This window comes from Collimonas sp. (assembly GCF_039923675.1).
GTDB lineage: Bacteria > Pseudomonadota > Gammaproteobacteria > Burkholderiales > Burkholderiaceae_D > Collimonas.
Window position 1 is genome coordinate 1 of the sequence record NZ_JBDTCG010000070.1, and the last position, 16970, is coordinate 16970.

At 56.7% G+C, this 16970-nt stretch carries 20 protein-coding genes; all 20 read left to right on the forward strand.

The window, feature by feature from the left end:
- Positions 1 to 834 precede the first annotated feature (834 nt).
- Entirely contained in the window at positions 835 to 1101 is a 267-nt protein-coding gene (locus ABI171_RS14910; RefSeq protein ID WP_348099306.1) for a flagellar biosynthetic protein FliQ, read from the forward strand.
- Positions 1102 to 1119: 18 nt separating this feature from the next.
- Entirely contained in the window at positions 1120 to 1344 is a 225-nt protein-coding gene (locus ABI171_RS14915) for a hypothetical protein (protein ID WP_348099307.1), read from the forward strand.
- A gap of 15 nt (positions 1345 to 1359) precedes the next feature.
- Complete coding sequence (locus tag ABI171_RS14920) at positions 1360 to 1908, forward strand: flagellar biosynthetic protein FliR (RefSeq protein ID WP_348099333.1); 549 nt, start codon at positions 1360 to 1362, stop codon at positions 1906 to 1908.
- On the forward strand, positions 1908 to 3020 hold the full coding sequence (locus ABI171_RS14925) for an EscU/YscU/HrcU family type III secretion system export apparatus switch protein (RefSeq protein WP_348099308.1): 1113 nt from the start codon (positions 1908 to 1910) through the stop codon (positions 3018 to 3020). The genes ABI171_RS14920 and ABI171_RS14925 overlap by 1 nt, the downstream gene beginning before the upstream one ends.
- Complete coding sequence (flhA, locus tag ABI171_RS14930; RefSeq protein ID WP_348099309.1) at positions 3020 to 5071, forward strand: flagellar biosynthesis protein FlhA; 2052 nt, start codon at positions 3020 to 3022, stop codon at positions 5069 to 5071. The genes ABI171_RS14925 and flhA overlap by 1 nt, the downstream gene beginning before the upstream one ends.
- A 40-nt stretch (positions 5072 to 5111) precedes the next feature.
- A complete protein-coding gene (locus tag ABI171_RS14935) occupies positions 5112 to 5861 on the forward strand; it encodes a flagellar hook-basal body protein (RefSeq protein WP_348099310.1) in 750 nt (249 codons plus the stop codon).
- Between the two features lie 92 nt (positions 5862 to 5953).
- Positions 5954 to 6751 (forward strand): flagellar basal-body rod protein FlgG, encoded by a 798-nt coding sequence (gene flgG / locus ABI171_RS14940; protein ID WP_348099311.1) that lies wholly within the window; start codon positions 5954 to 5956, stop codon positions 6749 to 6751.
- Positions 6752 to 6761: 10 nt separating this feature from the next.
- Positions 6762 to 7784, forward strand: coding sequence for a flagellar basal body P-ring formation chaperone FlgA (gene flgA / locus ABI171_RS14945; RefSeq protein ID WP_348099312.1), 1023 nt, complete (start codon positions 6762 to 6764; stop codon positions 7782 to 7784).
- Between the two features lie 11 nt (positions 7785 to 7795).
- On the forward strand, positions 7796 to 8374 hold the full coding sequence (locus ABI171_RS14950) for a flagellar basal body L-ring protein FlgH (protein ID WP_348099313.1): 579 nt from the start codon (positions 7796 to 7798) through the stop codon (positions 8372 to 8374).
- Positions 8375 to 8376: 2 nt separating this feature from the next.
- Positions 8377 to 9516, forward strand: a complete 1140-nt coding sequence (locus tag ABI171_RS14955; RefSeq protein ID WP_348099314.1) for a flagellar basal body P-ring protein FlgI — start codon at positions 8377 to 8379, stop codon at positions 9514 to 9516.
- A 105-nt stretch (positions 9517 to 9621) separates the two neighbouring features.
- Entirely contained in the window at positions 9622 to 10005 is a 384-nt protein-coding gene (locus ABI171_RS14960; RefSeq protein WP_348099315.1) for a flagellar basal body protein, read from the forward strand.
- Positions 10006 to 10014: 9 nt separating this feature from the next.
- The gene (flgC, locus tag ABI171_RS14965) at positions 10015 to 10464 is read left to right on the forward strand and encodes a flagellar basal body rod protein FlgC (protein WP_348099316.1); all 450 of its coding nucleotides are present in this window, start codon (positions 10015 to 10017) and stop codon (positions 10462 to 10464) included.
- Positions 10465 to 10466: 2 nt separating this feature from the next.
- Positions 10467 to 10769, forward strand: coding sequence for a flagellar hook-basal body complex protein FliE (gene fliE, locus ABI171_RS14970; protein WP_348099317.1), 303 nt, complete (start codon positions 10467 to 10469; stop codon positions 10767 to 10769).
- Between the two features lie 53 nt (positions 10770 to 10822).
- Positions 10823 to 12310 (forward strand): flagellar basal-body MS-ring/collar protein FliF, encoded by a 1488-nt coding sequence (gene fliF / locus ABI171_RS14975; RefSeq protein ID WP_348099318.1) that lies wholly within the window; start codon positions 10823 to 10825, stop codon positions 12308 to 12310.
- Positions 12307 to 12975 carry a hypothetical protein gene (locus ABI171_RS14980; protein ID WP_348099319.1) on the forward strand — a complete coding sequence of 223 codons (669 nt, stop codon included), beginning with the start codon at positions 12307 to 12309 and terminating at the stop codon, positions 12973 to 12975. The genes fliF and ABI171_RS14980 overlap by 4 nt, the downstream gene beginning before the upstream one ends.
- Positions 12972 to 13832, forward strand: a complete 861-nt coding sequence (locus ABI171_RS14985) for a FliH/SctL family protein (RefSeq protein WP_348099320.1) — start codon at positions 12972 to 12974, stop codon at positions 13830 to 13832. The genes ABI171_RS14980 and ABI171_RS14985 overlap by 4 nt, the downstream gene beginning before the upstream one ends.
- Entirely contained in the window at positions 13829 to 15175 is a 1347-nt protein-coding gene (locus ABI171_RS14990) for a FliI/YscN family ATPase (protein WP_348099321.1), read from the forward strand. Before ABI171_RS14985 ends, ABI171_RS14990 begins: the two co-directional genes overlap by 4 nt.
- Positions 15172 to 15687: a hypothetical protein gene (locus ABI171_RS14995; RefSeq protein ID WP_348099322.1), complete on the forward strand. Its 516-nt coding sequence runs from the start codon at positions 15172 to 15174 to the stop codon at positions 15685 to 15687. Before ABI171_RS14990 ends, ABI171_RS14995 begins: the two co-directional genes overlap by 4 nt.
- A 134-nt stretch (positions 15688 to 15821) precedes the next feature.
- Positions 15822 to 16541 (forward strand): hypothetical protein, encoded by a 720-nt coding sequence (locus tag ABI171_RS15000; protein ID WP_348099323.1) that lies wholly within the window; start codon positions 15822 to 15824, stop codon positions 16539 to 16541.
- On the forward strand, positions 16541 to 16936 hold the full coding sequence (locus ABI171_RS15005) for a flagellar hook capping FlgD N-terminal domain-containing protein (protein ID WP_211473817.1): 396 nt from the start codon (positions 16541 to 16543) through the stop codon (positions 16934 to 16936). Before ABI171_RS15000 ends, ABI171_RS15005 begins: the two co-directional genes overlap by 1 nt.
- Positions 16937 to 16970 lie beyond the last annotated feature (34 nt).

Sequence of the window (16970 nt, forward strand, 5' to 3'; positions counted from 1 at the left end):
CATTGGCTGGCCACCGTCTTGGAACGTCTCCCGACGTGCCCCAACAGCCAGATCGATTCGCTGTTGCCATTGCCGGACTTTATCCAACACTAAACACGCTGGATAGGTGGGGCGGTTGGATGCTTACAAATGAAGGAGCGGTCTAGCAATGATCCATTCTCTCTTTTCTACAACCGATCACATCCTGTTTATTGATGCGCCGCGGTAAGGCGTAAAACCGAACACAGGCTCCGCTGGGCGCAGACCATGCAATAGTACGCAGGATCTCTGTGCTAGCCGTCTCCGGTTATCCCCAGCCCAACTCTCAAAACGCCAGCGGACAACATTAATCGCACCGTCTATATGTGGCAAACCAAGCTTTACTTGACCATGCAAATAGGATTGCTGTCTGATGCACGCGGCTACCAAAGCATTACCCGGTTCTACCGAGGTCACGGATGGCTGTGGATTCGTCATTGACGCTCAAGCAGTGTTATCAGCGGGTCCCCTTCGTTCCTGCTATTAAATGCATCGGAATGATAACGTGTTGACATTTAACCTGCCCCATTCGGGCATGACCGCATTTTGAGAGTAAAAGTTCAAAAATAAATATATTTCACAATTAGTCAATATTTAATTTAAAAAAATTGTATCTGGGAATTCTTTTGCTTAGCTCCTAAAAGCTTGCTAATATCCCGAAAATGTTACATGCAATAACATACTGTTACACATTGCTACTTGGCTTTAGGTGTGAATTACATATTTTCCAAGGAATAAAATGTTTTTGTATGGATATTTTTGCAAGGCGCGCCAGTAAAGGTGTTGTTTTTTTGAGTATGAGTATTGAAAGTTTTTATGCACGCTGATTTAGCCTTGCAAATGATGGCTGATATGTTCTGGACCGGCTTGCTGGTGTGTTTGCCTGTTTTGGCTTTGAGTATGCTGGTCGGACTCGCAGTTAGCATTTTGCAAGTGGTGACGCAAGTGCAGGAAATGTCGCTTACCTTTGTACCGAAACTTCTCGCTGCTGGTGTCGCGTTGATGATTTTCGGTCCTTGGATGCTACACAAACTAGCCCAATTCTCGACCAAACTCTGGTCCGATATTCCTTCGATGTTCTAGTTTGGGGAAAGTAATACTATGGTTTTCCCAAATGCGCTGTTCATAGACATGTCCTGGCTGCTCACCGTATTCCTGCTGTCGTTAAGGCTGGCGGCGGTGTTCCTGATGACACCGGTCATGTATGCCTTCTCCATGCCCCCCACGGTACGCGTCTTTCTGGTGATTGGCCTCTCCGTTGTCCTGACGGTTGGATTTCCCGATGTCCGGGTGTCAGCTGCACTGGGGGTCGGCGAGCTGATCTAGGCGGCTTTGACTGAAATGATATTGGGCGCCACCCTGGCTTTAGGTCTCATGCTCGGATTCGCTGCGTTTTCGGTAGGCGGCGCCTTGCTTGACGTGCAGATCGGCTACGGTATCGCGCAGGTTTTCGACCCGGTCAGCCGCCGCCAGCTTCCCATTTTAACGAGTGCCTTCGACCAACTGGCGGTGGTGCTGTTCTTTGCCCTCAACGGCCATCACGCGCTGTTGCGCGGCTTTGCCTACAGCCTGGAACGTTTTCCGCCCGGCCGCACCTGGTCTCTGGCAAACGCTGCCGGCCCCGTATTCAAGCAGGTCGCCGCCATGTTCAGCCTTGGTTTTGCTTTGGTGGCGCCAGTGGTGTTTTGTATCTTCCTGGTCGAACTGGGTTTGGGTGTATTGGCGCGCAACCTACCGCAAATGAATATGTTTGCGATGGGAATTCCGGTCAAGATCGTGGTCGGCTTGACGGCCTTGTCGTTATGGATGACCGGTGCCGGTAGCGTGACGTCTCGCATCTATGCGTCGATTTTCCACACCTGGAGTGAAATCTTTGGGGGCGCGCAATAATGGCTGAGCAAGACCTGGATCGCAACGAAGCGGCGACACAATACAAACTCAATGAAGCGCGCAAGCGAGGGCAGGTTGCAAAAAGCCCTGATGTGATTTCCGCCATTGTGTTTGCCGTAGCAGTGGTCTATGTCAATTGGCAGGGCTGGGAAAATTTCCGCGACCAGTTCCGCTTCGACCAAGCGCTATTCAATCTGGCCGGACGCGTGGATGCGAGTCCTGCAGTGCTATGGCAATTGATCTCGCACGGACTGACCAATAGCCTGATGCTGCTGGCGCCATTTTTTTCGGCAATCATGCTGGCCGCGATTGTCGCCAACCTGATCCAGATCGGGCCGGTATTTTCCACCAAGCCGCTCGGTCCTGAATGGGATAAGGTGAATCCGGCCAACGGCTTCAAGCGCCTGTTCTCGCTGCGGACACTATTCGACGGCTTCAAGGCATGCCTGAAACTGACCTTGCTGGTCTGGGTGGTGTATCGCGCGCTGTTGAGCCTGGCGCCGCAATTTTATAATCTGGCAGGCTATTCCCCGCAAGGCTATATCCGCACCTTGCTGAACGACATGACGTCGATAGGCATGAAGATCATCCTGATGATGGGGATTATCGCCCTATGCGACTGGTTCTACACCAAGCATGAGTTTGCCAAGAAAATGCGCATGAGCAAGCGTGATTTGCGCGACGAATCGAAGAATCGCGATGGCGACCCGCGTATTCGGGCGCGCTTGCGCGAACTCCGCAACGAAATGCTCAAGCGTAGCCTTGCGCTGACGAAGACCCGCGATGCTGATGTCTTGATTACCAATCCAACGCATCTGGCGATAGCGCTGCGCTATACCCACGGTGAAATGACTTCGCCGCAAATGGTGTCAAAAGGCGCGGGGCTGGTTGCCGCAGCGATGAGGAAAATTGCTGCGGAAAATAATATCCCGGTGGTTCAAAATCGCACCCTGGCGCGTAAATTATTTCATGACGTCGGCGTCAACCAGCAAGTGCCCCCGGCGCTATACGCCGATGTGGCGCGCATTATCGTCTGGGTGTTTGCGATGCGCCAGGCGCGTGAAGCCGGCGGTGGCCAGGCGGTGAATATAGCGGCTGCTGGAGGAGCTTGATGGAAAACCTGCGACGATTCTTTGGCAAACATAGCGATATCGTAATGGTTGTCCTGGTGCTGGGCGTATTGGTGGTGTTGTTTGTGCCGATTCCCAGTGGCCTGCTGGATTTCCTCATCCTGACCAATTTCAGTTTTGCCTTCCTGATCCTGCTGCTGACGTTCTATATGGCGCGGCCAGTGGAGTTTTCGACCTTTCCATCCTTGCTGCTGATTGCAACCTTGTTCCGGCTGTCGCTCAATGTGGCGGCGACGCGCCTGATTCTGTCAAATGGCGATGCCGGTAAGGTGATCTCCGCGATTGGTTCGTACGTGGTTGGTGGAAATTACGTGATCGGCCTGATCGTATTTTTTATCCTGATCGTGGTCCAGTATGTGGTGATCACCAATGGCGCGCAGCGCGTGTCGGAGGTGGCCGCCCGGTTTACGCTGGACAGTATGCCGGGCCAGCAAATGAGCATCGACGCCGACCTGAACATGGGATTCATCGATCAGACCGAAGCGCAATTGCGGCGTAAAAACCTGAGCAAGGAAGCGGGCTTTTACGGCGCGATGGACGGCGCCAGCAAATTCGTCAAAGGCGATGCGATTGCCGGCATCATTATTCTGCTGATCGATATCGTTGGTGGACTGGTGATCGGCGTCATGCAGCACGGCATGCCATGGGCGCAGGCATTGCAGACATACACGCTGCTGACGATTGGCGACGGCATTGTCACCCAGGTGCCGGCGTTGGTGATCGCACTGGGTACAGGCATTATCGTTACCCGTTCCGCCTCGGACGCCAACCTGAGCCAGGAAGTGGCGCGGCAGATGACGTCCTTTCCGAAAACTCTGTTGATCGTTGCGGCGGCGCAAGTGGGCTTGTTGATGATGCCAGGGATTCCTGCTTTTCCGGTTCTGGCGCTAGGCACCTGCGTATTGATAGCAGCCTGGTTTGCATTTCGGGCTGCAAAAGCGAAAGCGCAGCCGGAAGCAGCTGCCGGCGACGCCGATGATGCCGTTTTGGCCAATGAGGACGATCCGTATGCCTTGCTGAAGGTAGAACCGATAGAAGTCAATGTCGGTCGTCACTGGGTGCCGCTGGTCAATCAGGCTGGCAGTTTGTTCATGGAACGCATTGCGACCTTCCGCAAGCAGCATGCACAGGAATTCGGCATAGTGCTGCCACGCGTCCGCTTCAAGGATACTTCCCGGCTCGGTGCCGACCAATACGAAATCCATCTTGACGGCGTATTGACGGCGCGCGGTGAGGCGCGTGCTGATCGCTTGCTGGCGATACATCCTGGTGGCGATGTCAAGGCGATCCCGGGCGAGGCTACGCGCGACCCGACCTATGGTTTGCCGGCATTGTGGATCGAGGAATCGCAACGCTCGGCGGCGCAGGCCGCCAAATTTACTCTGGTCGATGCACAAACAGTATTCATGACGCACCTGACCGAAGTGCTGCGGCGGGAATCCGCGACATTGCTCACCCGCGCCGAGACGGAGCGTCTGCTGGCGCGCGTACGGCAGGGGCAGCCTAGCCTCGTGGAGGACCTGATTCCTACCGTACTGGCGATCAGCGACGTTCAGAAAGTGTTGCAGAACCTGCTGCGTGAAAAAGTCAGCATTCGCCACATAGAAGCCATTCTGGAAACTCTGAACGATGCCGGCCGCACCAGCAAGGACAGCCACTATCTCACCGAAGCGGTGCGGCATCGCCTCGGCCAGGCGATTTGCCAGGGGCTGGTGGGCGACGCCAATGCACTGCACGTGATGACGCTGGACCCGGCCATAGAAAGCCAGTTCATGCACAGCATTCAGTCGGCGAACGGGCAACAACCTTTCGTTCTTGAACCGAAACTGACAGAGCAATTCATCGCCCGCCTGGTACAGCAGGCCGAACGGATGATGAAAAGCAATTTGCTGCCGGTGTTGTTGTGTTCACCGGAATTGCGGCGTCATATCCGTATGTTGTCTGAGCGCGTTGTGCCGCATTTGCGGGTGCTGTCCATGACCGAAATCCCGTTGTCGATTGAACTTAAATCGTACAGCGTGGTGACTTTGTGAGTGCAATTTCATCAATCCCTCATTGGTTTGAAAGATAGAAATGGAAGAATTACTGGGAGTAGCGCTGCAAAGCATGCAGCAAGACATGGCCCGCGTCGATCGCGTAGCCATGAACTTGAGTAATGCCCTGACTCCTGCGTACAAGCGCGAAGTGGCGGTTGTGCGCACACAGTCTGCGCGAGGACCATCGTTTGCACGCATGTTGGATGCCGGCATGGCAGAGGCGGCGGGACGCGATATGCCCGATAACCATATCGAGGTACTGACAGATACACGCCCCGGCACGCTGAAATCCACCGGACAGAATCTCGACCTGGCAATTACCGGGTCCGGCTACTTTGAGGTGCAGACCGAGAATGGTTCCGCCTATACCCGGCAAGGCAATTTCCGCATGGATGCACGCGGGCGCCTGGTTACCGCGCAGGGCTATCCCGTCATGGGAAAGGGCGGGGATATCTATCTGAATACTTCGCAACCATCTATCGATGCAGCCGGCAACATTATTGAAAACAAGCTGCCGGTGGCGCAACTGAAAGTTGTCCAGTTCGACAAACCTGCCGGCCTCCGCCGGTTGGGGGACGGCTTGGTGGCTGCCGGCGACGGCATGACGCAATTGCAGGACGCGGATGTACAGATCAGGCAAGGCTATCTGGAAAACGCCAATGTCAGCTCCATGCGTGAAATGGTCGAACTGACACAGACCATGCGCCATTTCGAGGCAATGCAGAAGGTGGCGCAGGGTTATGACGAGATGCTCGGCACCGCGATCCGGAAACTCGGCGACATGTGACAAGGAAGCCGTGGTTAAGTGGATTAGCAAGCGGATTAACAAGCGAATTAACAACGGTCAACGCAACAATCAACGTTTAAGACAGGAATTTTATGCTTGATGCTCTCTATATCGGCGCCACTGGAATGCAGGCGCAACAACTGAATGTCGACACGATCGCCAATAACCTGGCCAACGTGAACACCACGGGATTCAAGAAAGCCCGGATCAGTTTTTCCGATTTGATGATGATCGGTACCCGCCAACTGGCCATGTCGAAAAATGCAGACGGCGACGGCGCTCTGCTGGGCGGCGTGTCCCAGCTTGGTTCCGGCGTGGGGATTGCCAACCTGTCGAAAATGTTTGATGTCGGCGATATAAAGAAAACCGATTCCGCGCTGGACGTAGCGATCCAGGGCGACGGCTTTCTGGAAGTGACAATGCCGGACGGTTCGCGCGCCTATACCCGTGGCGGTACGCTCAAGGTTAACGCCGACGGCATGCTGTCGACTCAGTCCGGATATCCGCTTAGCCCGGGAATAACCGTCCCTGACAATGCCCAGAACATGGTGATCAATCCAAATGGCCGGATAACCCTTCAGGTGCCTGGGCAATCAACTCCCATCGAAGCCGGAAAGCTGGAGCTGGTGCGCTTTTCCAGCCCGGGTTTGCTGAGTGCGCAAGGCGACAATCTTTACAAGACCAATGATTCCTCCGGAGAGGCGATTACCGGACGGGCGGCTGAAGACGGCATCGGCTCCCTGCAACAGGGTTTCCTGGAAGGCTCGAACGTCAAGATGGTGGAGGAAATGGTCAACCTGATGGTGGCGCAGCGTGCCTATGAGGCCAGTGTGAAAGTGGTGCAGGCGTCCGACGAGATGCTCGGCATGGTCAATAACCTGCGCAAGTAATTTCAGCGATATGGCAATCAAGGCAATCCTTCAGCGTCGCTTGCTGCTAGCTTTCACAGGGCTGGGCCTGGCTTGCGCCGGCAATATTTCACATGCCCAGCTCGAGGCAAGGAAATGGCCGGTGAAGATCGAACTGCGCGCCAAGGTGCAAGTGAAGCACGCGCGCGTCACCTTGGGCGACGTGGCCAACCTGAGCACGGGGGATCTGGCTACCTTGTATCAATGGATGAAGCTGCTGCTGGGAGCAGCGCCGCGCGCCGGTAATATGGTCAACCTTGAGCGCGGTGAACTGGAGCGCTGGGTCCGTTCGCGACAACTGACCCAAGGTGTTGCCGTCTGGAGCGGTGCCGAGCGTGTCGAGATTTCGGCATCGGAACAGACGCTTGCCGGCGAGAGAGTGATCGACAGTGCGCGTGAAGAGTTGTCGCGCTGGTTGAAGACGCGCGTTGAGCGTAGCGAGATAGGCGAGGTCAGCGAGCCGCGCGATCTCTCCCTGCCACAAGGAAAGGTCGAATTACGCGTGCGTCCTTTGCCCGAAGGCAGGCCGCCCAGCCGGCGCATGCTGATGTGGGTCGATATCTGGATAGACAATGATTTCAGCCGTTCAGTGCCAGTGAGCTTTGATGTGCGGGCCTACCAGGACGGTTATGTTGCCTCGCAAGACATGATGGCAGGCAGCATAGTCAATCCGGCAAATTTTGAAAGGCGCGAGGTAGATATTGCCGACGCCCCTCATGAAAATGCGGTGTCGGTCAAAAGCCGGAGCGATAGCGACAGCACGCTGTGGCGTGTCCGTCGAAGCGTCAATAAAGGAGAACCAGTGTTGCGCTCACAGGTCGAGGCGGCGCCGGCGGTAACCAGGGGCGAACAGATTACCTTGCGCACCCACACCGGACTGGTTTCGCTGGAGGGCAGGGTAGAAGCCTTGCAGGATGGCTATCCGGGGCAGTTGGTGCGGGTCAAGGCGGCGTCGGCAACGAATTCGGTCATGGCGCGTGTCGCTGGCCCCGGGATGGTGGAGATCACAGAGTGATGAGGAAAGATATGCGTAGTTTCGGTTTGGGGTTCTTGTTCGGCTGCCTGATGCTAGGCAGTCTGCCGGCATTGTCGGAAAGCCTGTACCAGGAGAATTCATATCGGCCATTAGCGGGCGACAATAAAGCCTTCCGCGTCGGCGATGTAGTGACAGTGCAGGTGCTTGAGAATTCCAGCGCCTCTACCAACGCCGACACTACGACACGCCGCAAGAACGGCATCAATGCCGATCTGACCCTGAGCCGGAATCTGCCCATTAATGGCGCAGTCAATATCGGCGGTGATTTTGATGGCGGCGGACGGACGCAACGCGCCAGCAGGCTGCTGGCGCAATTGACCGTGTCGGTGACCGAAATAATGGACAACGGAGATCTCCGTATCGCCGGCGAACAGGCGTTGCTGGTAAATGGCGAGAAACAGAACGTCAAGCTGGAAGGCCGGGTACGGCCTTTGGATATATCTGATGGCAACGTAGTTATTTCCAGCCGCTTGAGCGAAGCCAAGATCACCTATGTGGGCGACGGCGATCTGTCGGATCGTCAACGGCGCGGCTGGTGGCGCAGTGTAGTTGACTGGCTGGGATTCTGACGATGAAGCGCTCTCTTTTTTCGATGTTCACGACGTCTGCGGTAGCAGCAATGTTGTTGCTGAACGCCTGCCCTTCAGCGTGGGCGTTGGATTCGATCCGGGTCAAGGATCTCGGACGCATGCGCGGCTGGCGTGATAATGCCCTGGTTGGCTATGGTGTGGTGACAGGTCTGGCCGGCACCGGCGATTCGCCAACCAATCGCACCACGCGCCAGGCACTGGCAAACGTGTTTTCGCAATTCAATCTTACGGTAGCGCCGGAGCAGGTGCAAAGCCGTAACGTTGCCGTAGTGATGGTGACAGCGGCTCTGCCTACCTTCGCCCGTGAAGGCGATACGCTGGACATTACGGTAACTTCAGCCGGCGATGCGCGCAGCCTGGTGGGCGGCAGCCTCCTGATGACGCCGCTCAAGGCTGCCAACGGTCGTGTCTATGCGCTAGCGCAGGGACCGCTGTCGGTAGGCGGCTATCGCTACGACGCCAACGGCAACGTGGTCCAGAAAAATCACCCGACCGTTGGCTCGGTGCCATCCGGCGCCACGGTTGAGGTTGGGGTCACTGCGCAAATAGTGAATGCCGACCAGAACGTGACTTTCATCCTGGCCGAACCCGACTACACCACGGCGAACCGGATTGCCGCGGCGATCAACCAGCAAGTGGGTTCCGGGCTGGCCAAGGCGCGTGACGCCGCCGGCATCGAAATTCATGTGTCCGATGCCAGCCGGGAGCAACTGGTCAACTATCTGACGCAGATTGAAAACGTGACGGTAGAGCCAGACCGGCGCGCCAAGGTAGTCATCAATGAACGTACTGGAACGGTCGTTTCTGGCGGCGACGTGCGCATTTCCAAAGTCGCGATTTCCCATGGTGACCTGAAGATTTCCATCGCTACGCAAAACAGCGTATCGCAGCCCTTCATTATCGGCCGTGGCGGCGCGGATGTGCGCACCGCGATGGTCAGCAACAGCAGGGTCGACGTCGAGGAACAGAACGGCCCCGGATATGTCGCCCCGACCAATGACACGGTGGCCGATCTGGTGGAGTCGCTGGCCAAGCTGAAAACCAACACGCGCGACATCATTTCCATCCTGCGCGCCATCAAGGCGGCGGGTGCGTTGCATGCAGAACTGATAGTGCAATAAACGGCCCGATAAGCAGGTTAGTTAGTTAGTGGGTTGAAAGTAAGTTAAAAGCAAGGTAATAAATAAGCTGGCAAATAAGCTGAAATACATTGGAAAGAAATCGACATGACACAAGGTCTGGAAAGCGTAACTACTGCAATTCTCGGTTTGGCGATGGACGCGGCTAGTCTGCGCCAGCAGGCGATTGCGGCCAATATCGCGAATGCCAATACCGCTGGCTACGTACCGCAAGGCGTCAGTTTCGAGGCGCAACTTGAAGATGCGCGGCGCGGCTTGCGTACTGAAGGGCGCATAGATCCGTTCGCGATTGCGGGCGTCAAGCTGCAAATGCAAGCGATGCAAAATACCGGTGGACAAATCAGCCCGATTCAGCTGGACACTGAGGTCGCCGCGCTGTCGCAAAATACGATGAAATACCAGGTGTTGGCGAAAGGCTTGAACAAGCACTTTGCGATTCTGGAAAGCGCATTCAGCGACGGCAAGCGATAGGAGATAGCCATGGATTACACACACACATTTGCCATCAGCGCCGCCGGTATGTCGGTCGAACGCACGCGCGTCGATGTTGCCGCGCTCAATCTCGCCAACGCCCAGACTGTGCAGAGCGCGGATGGCAAGAATTTCCAGCCGATGCAAGTGGTGGCGCGGACCGGCAGCGCCGACGCGGCGTCGTTCAGTCAGCTGGTAAGCCGCGGCATGCAAGGCGACGGTGATTTCGCACTGGATTTGCCGATTGCCAGCGTTGAACCATCCAATGCCAGCCCGCGCCAGGTATACGAGCCGGGGCACCCGTTTGCCAACGCGCAGGGCTTTATTTCCTATCCCGGCGTCGATCCTGCCAAGGAAATGGTGTCGCTGATGACAGCGATGCGCTCGTATGAAGCCAATGTGGCAGCGATGAACGCTGCGCGCACGATGGCGTTGAAGGCTTTGGATATCGGAGGATGAGCATGAGTCTCGAAAGTATTGCCAGCATAGCGAATGTGTCGATGGTGGATCCTGCGTTTGGCTCGATGGCCGCAGCGCAGCAGCAAGCCGGGTTCAGCCAGATGGTGAGCAAAGGATTGGGAGAGGTTAACCAGAAGTTGATTTCAACCCAGACCGATTTGCAGCAGCTGGCGGTCGGCGACGTGCAGAACCTGCATCAGGTGATGATTAACCTGGAAGAAGCGCGCATGTCTTTCCAATTGCTGATGCAGGTGCGCAACCGCGTGCTGGAAGCGTATCAAGATGTGATGAAAATGTCGGTGTGAGATGACATATTTGATAATAAACACCAGAAATTTCCTGGTAGCCGGAGCGTATTGTGATTGAAGGTTTCTGGAAGAATTTAGGTCGTTCCGCCCGTATCGGACTGGTTGCGGGCGTCCTGGCGATACTTGCGTTTCTGATATTTACTGTCTGGGCCTTGCGGACGGAATACCAGGTGCTGTTTTCCGAGCTGGCGCCGCAGGATGCGTCAGCGATGGTCGCCGAGCTGGACCGGATGAAGGTGCCTTATAAGCTGGGCGATAACGGCACCTCGATCCTAGTGGACAAGGAAACCGTACACCAGACGCGCTTGAAGCTGATGAGTAAGGAGTTGCCGCTACACGGCACCGTTGGCTTTGAGTTGTTCAATAATACCGATTTCGGCATGACGGAGTTTGCACAGAAGATCAATTACCAGCGTGCGTTGCAGGGCGAAATTACGCGCACCATTTTGTCCTTGTCGGAAATCCAGGCGGCTCGCGTCCACCTGGCGTTGCCTGAGGAAGGTTTGTTCAAGCGCAGCAACAATGCGCCCACCGCATCCATCACCCTGACCATGAAAGAAGGAAAAGTGCTGCGCGGTGAGCAGGTAAGCGGGATCCAGCGCCTGGTATCGGCAGCGGTGCCGGGTATCGCCATCAGCGACGTCACTATCGTCGACCAGCACGGCGTGGCGCTGACGCATATGGCGCGGGGCGAAGGCGATGTCGATGCCACATCGACAAGGCTGGAACTGAAAAAGGAAACCGAAAATTACCTGAGCCATAAGGCAAATGAAGTCCTGGAGCGCACTTTCGGCGCGGGCCAGGCGCTTGCCAGCGTGGATGTCACGCTCAATATGGACCAGGTACGCACTACCACTGAAGACGTGGTGTCGCCGCCGGCAAGGAATGGCCAGACGCCCACCGGCGTCGTGGTGCGCGAGCGTGAGGTCATGCGTGATAACGGGCCGCCGCTAGACACAAAATTTTCAACCGGCGGCAGCGGCGGCTCGCAACATGAAATTGAATATACGGTAGGCCGCAGGGTGGAGCAGGTCGTCGCCGTTCCGGGCTCGATCCGGCGGATCCAGGTAGTCGCGGTGGTTCCTAAATCGTTGGACGACGCGCAGGTTGAACGTATCAAGAATGTGGTCGCAGCCGCAGTCGGCGCTTCGCGCGAGCGCGGCGATACTGTGGTGGTCCAGCCTCTGAGCGCTTTCGGCGTGGTGGATCACAAGCCAGCCGCCAGCCATGACGCTAATGTTGAGGCATCTGCCGTGCGTGAAGAACCGGAAGCTGCTGTTGCTGGTGCAAACGGCGGCATTCTCGGCGCGATGGCAAATTCGTCCGGCAAGACCAATCCGCTGGTTCTGGCGTTCTTTGCGTTGCTGTTGACGGGTGTTGCGGTAGCTGTCGTGGCTAGCCTCGTATGGCGTCGCAATACAGCGCCGGTCGCGGCGGTCTTGTCCGAGCAGCAGCGGGAAGTGGTCCTGGCGCAGATTCGCGGCTGGATGCAGGATTCACCGGCGGACACCGGATCATCGGCAAGGAGCAAAGCGTGAGCGAGACGCTGAACCTGCGCCGCACTGCGCTGCTGCTGCACGCGATGTCGGCCGCAGACCGTCACTGGATGCTGGCCAGGCTCGATGCGGAAAGTCAGGCAAGCTTGAGAAGCATGCTCGATGAACTGGTTGCGCTTGGCATTCCGGCGGATAAAGCACTGCTAAGCCGCGCAGCGGAGACTGCTGCGCCGTTGCACCAGGCAGCGGCGTCAATGGCTATCCCGGCAGAGATGACGCCAGTGAATGCGGCCGGTACACGCGAGGCTGAGCCGCCGGCGAGTGCAATAACCAGTTTGAATGACGTAAATCCAACAACCTTGGCGCAGATTCTGCAAGACGAACCACCGGAGCTGATTGCCCGGTTGCTGGCTTGCCATGCATGGCAATGGCGCGAAGGTTTGCTGGAGCAGCTGGGCCAGGCAAGACACTCGCAGGTAGAACGTTTTGCGCATTCCTTTTCGGATACCCCGCCGCGCTTGAGGGCAGTTTTACTGCAGTCGCTGGTCACGCGGTTGTCGTTTGCGCCGGCTCTGAACCAGGCTCCAGGCTCTTCACGCATAAAAAGTAGCCGTGCCGGCGTGGTGCGGTTTAGCTGGATGAAAAAAATTGGAACTGCGTTCAAGCAGCACCGGCAATTTTCCAGACTGAAGCGAGGCGCCAGATGACAGGCAAGGACGGGATTTCTCACAAGGTTTTGCATCAATTGGCGTTGCATCCTTTGCCGCGCGTGTTATCGCGTCCGGATTCGCCGTCTGCAGTGCGTGAAACGAGCGATGCAGCCGAGAGATTAACGCTGGCGGCAAATTCTGCCGTGCAAGCACCCACGCCCGCCGTATCCTCGCCTCTTTCGCTGGTTGAAATCCAGGAACGCGCTGCACGCGAAGGTTATGAGAAAGGCTTGCTCCAAGGGCAGGAAGACGGCAACCGAATCGGCAAGGAAGAAGGTTTTCGCGCCGGCCGTCAAGAAGGCCTGGACGCCGCCGAGAAAGAAAACGTACAGTCGGTGCAGCACGCAATCACTGCGGCCAAGGCAACGCTGGATAAACAAGAAGAGCAGTTGCTGAAGCTGGCGCAAAGCATTCCGGTGCAAATAGCAGAATGTTTGGTGCGCGCGGAAGACGATATGGTGGCGCTGGTGCACGAGTCCGTCTGCCGTATTGCAGGCAAGCTGGCGTTGTCTCAGGATGGCGTGCGGCAGCATGTGCTGCAGGCTATACGTCAGTTGCGCGCCAGCGAACAGATCGTGCTAAGGCTGCATCCGGCCGACTGCCGGTTGCTGACGGAGAGCGCCAGTGCATCGCCGTTTCCCGGGCGAGAGGTGTCTTATCTGGCGGATAGCCAGGTGTCCTTGGGAGGTTGCATGATCGACTATCCAGAGGGCACTCTCGATGCGCGCCTGGAGACTCAGCTCAGACAGTTCACCGATCTGTTATTGGCGGTGCGTCAATCGACGTCTGCGATGCCAATGCAGCAGAATATGCTTGGTGCATCGTCCGACCCACAACCTGGGAAACCAGGATGAAAGCGGCTTATCTCGACGCTTTGCGCGGCGCCGAACTGACCCGGAAGATGGGTTACGTGCGCCAATTGAGCGGACTGGCAATCACCGCTAGCGGGCCGGATGTTGCCATCGGCGAGATTTGCCGGATTTTTCGCCGGGATGGCGAGTTCGCAGAGGACAACGGCGGCGCGCGTTCGGGAAGAAACAGCGTTTTAGCTGAAGTGGTCGGTATCAAGCCCGGCCAGGTGACGTTGATGCCTTATGGCTCGGTGCAGGGACTTGCGGCCGGCTGCGAGGTGGTTGCCGATGGCGCAAAAACAGAAATCGGCGTTGGGTCGTCGTTGCTGGGACGCGTGATCGATTGTTTCGGCCACGCCCTGGATGGTCGCGCTGATCCGGAAACCAGCCTGCGGCGCAGCCTGAAGGGCGCGCCGATCAATCCGATGCAGCGGCCGCGTATCACCGAAGTGCTGGAAACCGGAATTCGCAGCATCGACAGTTTGCTGACGATCGGCCAGGGACAACGGGTCGGCATTTTTTCCGGCAGCGGTGTCGGCAAGAGCACGCTGCTGGGTATGGTTGCACGGCACGTCAAGGCCGATATCAATGTGATTGCGCTAATCGGCGAGCGCGGGCGCGAAGTGCGCGAGTTTATCGATAAGCAATTGGGTGAAGAAGGCTTGCGACGTTCCGTGGTAGTGGTGGCGACCTCGGACCAGCCGGCCTTGGCGCGAGTGCGTGCAGCTTACGCTGCGGTCGCCATCGCCGAACATTTCCGGGATGAGGGCAAGCAAGTCTTGCTGACCATGGACTCGATTACCCGTTTCGCCATGGCCAGGCGTGAGATTGGTTTGTCGGCGGGCGAGCCGCCTACCGCACGGGGCTACACACCGTCAGTGTTTGCCGAACTGCCGGAAATCTGTGAGCGTTGCGGTACTGCGCCCTCAGGTGGCGCCATCACGGCCTTGCTGACCGTACTGGTAGAGGGCGACGACCTGAACGAGCCGATATCGGATAGTTTGCGCTCGATACTGGACGGGCATCTGGTGCTGACCAGGCAATTGGCGCATCAAGGCCAGTATCCGGCGCTGGATGTCCTCAAGAGCGCTAGCCGCCTGATGCCGGACCTGACCACGCCGGAACAGCGGCAATTGGCGATCCATGCCATCAAGATTCTTGCCTTGCTCGAGCGTAATCGCCAAATGGTTGACATCGGCGCCTATGAGCGAGGCAGCAATGCCGAACTGGACCGCGCGCTGGCGCTGGAGCCGGAGCTGCTGCAATTCCTGCGCCAGAATCTTGGCGGAGTGCGCCGTGAGGAGGCGCTCAAAACCTTGGCCCAGGTATTTGGAGCAGCGCGATGAGTGGCATGTCGGCTGATCTCCGCGGTTTCGTCTATCCATTGGCATCGATTCAACATCGTTATCAATGGCAGCTCGATATCTTGCAAGCAAAACTGGCCGCCCTGCAGACGCAACTTTTGGCGGAACGGGAACGCCTGGTTGAAATGAAGCAGCAAATGATGATACAGGCCGAATGCATTTCAAAGGCTGTGTTGCAACGTCTGAATCCTCTTGCGCATCAACGTTCGATTGCGTACCTGACGCAATGTAACGGTCAGATCAGGGAGCAGGAAGAGCGGTTGTCGCTGTTGGAGCAAGAGTTGCAGCAGGTTCGCCATGAGTGCATCGCACAGCAGCAGCGTCTGGAGCGTACAGAGCAGCACCGGCTGGATTGTTTGAAAGAATATATTGAGGTTGAACAGATTCGTCAGAGCAATGAGGCCGACCGTGACTGGATCGCTCGTAGCGTCTGGAAAGAGCGCACGATCAGCCAGCATCCAAGCAAGCGGTCTGCACAGGAGAGCAAGATATGAGCACGATTTCAGCAGCGCTTCTATTTCCCGCAATATTGCCGGCGTCAACCCAGGCGGGGCAGGAGAAAGATCCGCAAGATGTTGACAGCGGTTCCAGGCAGTCAGCTTGGCAACGGGAGATGGAGCGAGCGCAAATGAAAAACTGGCTGCGACATCCCGCTTCGGACGCAAAGCCGCAGCAAGCGGTTGACATGCAGAATGCAGGCCGTCAGCCGCTCAAAGGTATGCCGGAAATGCAGCAGGCTGCTTTAGTGGCAGATACAGCCGGGCGCGATGCAATAGTGCCGGCCTTACCTCAGGCAGGCCAGCCGGCCAGACTGACCACCGCAACACAAGTACAACTGGCAAGTGCGGCCAAACCTGATGTGACGACTGTCGATGGTCATGTGTTGGCCCAGGGGTTGCTGCAAAAACTGCGCCTGAGTTTAAATTTGCCGGCGTTGGCCGAAATGGCTCCTGAGCCGCACCAGCAGACCTTTGTCAGTGATCTGCAAACGATGGCTGCCGCCAAGGGCCTGGGTGCTTTTGCCAGTGACACGGCGCGCCAGCAGCTGCGCATTCACGCTCAGTGGCAGGGGCAGGATGTCCAGTTGTGGTTAGGCATCGATGGGCAGCACGGCATGCTGCCGGAGGAATTGGCGCAGATCGTCCGTGAATCGCAATCGTGGCTGGCGGCGCAAGGGGCGCGTCTGCTTTCTGTGACCTGCAACGGCCAGCCGATCTACACGGTGTCTGGCGATAACCGGACCGTATCAGATAAAACGCAGCCTGCACAATTGGAAGATGCGCAACCGAAGCGGCCTTCATTTGCAGGGCACTTTCCTTATTCTTATTTTGATTCACAGGAGGCATGATGGCAATCGATGCAGTCGGCGGTTCCAGCAATTTGCAAGCCAATGGCTTGAACATGCAGGATTTCTTGAAGGTGCTGTTGACTCAGCTTACTTATCAGGATCCTTTGAAACCCATGGATAACCAGCAGTTCATGGCTCAGATGGCGCAGTTCACTACGCTCCAGCAAAGTCAACAACTCAACAGCAAGATCGATCAGCTGATTTCAACCCAATCGTCGTTGCAATCGGTTGGATTGATTGGCCGCACGGTGGATATCAACACCACCAGCGGCGCCGTCACGGGGACAGTGAAAGCGCTCGCGTTGAGTGGCGATACGCCTCAGTTGACCATTCAGACAACCGCAGGGGCGACATTGGCGAACATCAGTTTGTCGCAGATTGTCACCGTACGGTAAACCCGGAACCACTTGGATTTGTAAAAGGAGCGCT

What these genes read in the sequence shown, in the direction of transcription:
- ABI171_RS14910 (WP_348099306.1), top strand. Translation starts at nt 835, where the DNA reads ATGCACGCTGATTTAGCCTTGCAAATGATGGCTGATATGTTCTGGACC.
- ABI171_RS14915 (WP_348099307.1), top strand. Translation starts at nt 1,120, where the DNA reads ATGGTTTTCCCAAATGCGCTGTTCATAGACATGTCCTGGCTGCTCACC.
- ABI171_RS14920 (WP_348099333.1), top strand. Translation starts at nt 1,360, where the DNA reads ATGATATTGGGCGCCACCCTGGCTTTAGGTCTCATGCTCGGATTCGCT.
- ABI171_RS14925 (WP_348099308.1), top strand. Translation starts at nt 1,908, where the DNA reads ATGGCTGAGCAAGACCTGGATCGCAACGAAGCGGCGACACAATACAAA.
- flhA (WP_348099309.1), top strand. Translation starts at nt 3,020, where the DNA reads ATGGAAAACCTGCGACGATTCTTTGGCAAACATAGCGATATCGTAATG.
- ABI171_RS14935 (WP_348099310.1), top strand. Translation starts at nt 5,112, where the DNA reads ATGGAAGAATTACTGGGAGTAGCGCTGCAAAGCATGCAGCAAGACATG.
- flgG (WP_348099311.1), top strand. Translation starts at nt 5,954, where the DNA reads ATGCTTGATGCTCTCTATATCGGCGCCACTGGAATGCAGGCGCAACAA.
- flgA (WP_348099312.1), top strand. Translation starts at nt 6,762, where the DNA reads ATGGCAATCAAGGCAATCCTTCAGCGTCGCTTGCTGCTAGCTTTCACA.
- ABI171_RS14950 (WP_348099313.1), top strand. Translation starts at nt 7,796, where the DNA reads ATGCGTAGTTTCGGTTTGGGGTTCTTGTTCGGCTGCCTGATGCTAGGC.
- ABI171_RS14955 (WP_348099314.1), top strand. Translation starts at nt 8,377, where the DNA reads ATGAAGCGCTCTCTTTTTTCGATGTTCACGACGTCTGCGGTAGCAGCA.
- ABI171_RS14960 (WP_348099315.1), top strand. Translation starts at nt 9,622, where the DNA reads ATGACACAAGGTCTGGAAAGCGTAACTACTGCAATTCTCGGTTTGGCG.
- flgC (WP_348099316.1), top strand. Translation starts at nt 10,015, where the DNA reads ATGGATTACACACACACATTTGCCATCAGCGCCGCCGGTATGTCGGTC.
- fliE (WP_348099317.1), top strand. Translation starts at nt 10,467, where the DNA reads ATGAGTCTCGAAAGTATTGCCAGCATAGCGAATGTGTCGATGGTGGAT.
- ABI171_RS14985 (WP_348099320.1), top strand. Translation starts at nt 12,972, where the DNA reads ATGACAGGCAAGGACGGGATTTCTCACAAGGTTTTGCATCAATTGGCG.
- ABI171_RS14990 (WP_348099321.1), top strand. Translation starts at nt 13,829, where the DNA reads ATGAAAGCGGCTTATCTCGACGCTTTGCGCGGCGCCGAACTGACCCGG.
- ABI171_RS14995 (WP_348099322.1), top strand. Translation starts at nt 15,172, where the DNA reads ATGAGTGGCATGTCGGCTGATCTCCGCGGTTTCGTCTATCCATTGGCA.
- ABI171_RS15000 (WP_348099323.1), top strand. Translation starts at nt 15,822, where the DNA reads ATGAAAAACTGGCTGCGACATCCCGCTTCGGACGCAAAGCCGCAGCAA.
- ABI171_RS15005 (WP_211473817.1), top strand. Translation starts at nt 16,541, where the DNA reads ATGGCAATCGATGCAGTCGGCGGTTCCAGCAATTTGCAAGCCAATGGC.